The sequence below is a fragment of the Escherichia sp. TW14182 genome (genome assembly GCF_000208525.1).
Classification (GTDB): domain Bacteria; phylum Pseudomonadota; class Gammaproteobacteria; order Enterobacterales; family Enterobacteriaceae; genus Escherichia; species Escherichia ruysiae.
In genome coordinates this window covers 1-1,115 of the sequence record NZ_AEJZ01000408.1, presented here as the reverse complement: position 1 = coordinate 1,115, position 1,115 = coordinate 1, and the positions used below count along the sequence as shown (strand labels likewise).

The window sequence follows — 1,115 nt, the reverse complement described above, 5'->3', positions numbered from 1 at the left end:
CGATCCGATGAACGTCAATTTTGACAAGCTGTCCCTTGAAGTACAGAACGCGGTCCTGGTTAAGTTCGGTACATGTGAAAACATCACCGTTGATATGGTGATTAGTGCACAGGAATTGTTGCAGGAGGACATGGCAACATTCGACGGGCATATCGTTGAGGCATTGATGAAAATGCCTGAAGTTAACGTCATGTATTCAGAACTAAAGCTGTTCGCCATCGGGTGGGTTAAACATAAATGTAAGCCGGGTGCAAAATGGCCTGAGATCCAGACAGAATTACGCACCTGGAAAAAACGTCGCGAAGCCGAACGCAAAGAAACCGGGAAATACACGTCTGTTGTTGATCTTGCCCGCGCCAGAGTCAACCGGCAGCACACTGAAAACTCAGCAGGAAAAATCACCCCCGCCACTGCCGCCATTCGTCGCGAATACAAGCAGACATGGAAAACGCTGGATGAAGAACTGGCCTACGCTCTGTGGCCTGGCGATATTAATGCCGGAAACATTGACGGCAGCATCCATCGCTGGGCAAAAAATGAAGTTATCGAGAACGATCGCGAAGACTGGAAGCGCATCTCCGCATCAATGCGCAAACAGCCTGATGCGATTCGCTACAACCGCCAGACTATTTTTGGCCTTGTCCGTGAACGTCCGATCGACATTCACAAAGATCCTGTAGCGCTGAACAAATACATCACTGAATACCTGGCGACAAAGGGCGTGTTTGAGGATGAAGAAACAGACCAGAGCACTGCTGATATTCTCCAGCCGTCAGCAGCACAAACTGATGCAGTGGAAACTGAAGTATCTGATACCCAAAAAAATGAAAGCGCGCTGGAAACTGAACCATCTGTAGAGCGTGAGGGGCCGTTCTACTTCCTTTTCACCGATAAGGATGGCGAAAAATATGGTCGTGCAAACAAACTTTCTGGTCTGGAAAAAGCGCTGGCCTTGGGAGCTACGGAAATCACAAAAGAGGAATACTTCGCACGTAAAAACGGCACGTACTCAGGTTCACAACAAAATACTGGTGCATCTGACACGACCGTACAACCAGAGCCGGTAAAAGTTACCGCTGACGAAGTAAACAAAATTATGCAGGCAGCCAATATCA

Annotated in this window: 1 protein-coding gene; it reads left to right on the top strand. The window is 48.3% G+C overall.

Going from position 1 to position 1,115, the window contains the following annotated elements; all coding sequences use genetic code 11:
- On the top strand, nucleotides 1–1,115 hold a 1,115-nt coding region (locus tag EQY_RS0122570; RefSeq protein ID WP_000112584.1), incomplete at both ends, for a RecE-related exodeoxyribonuclease.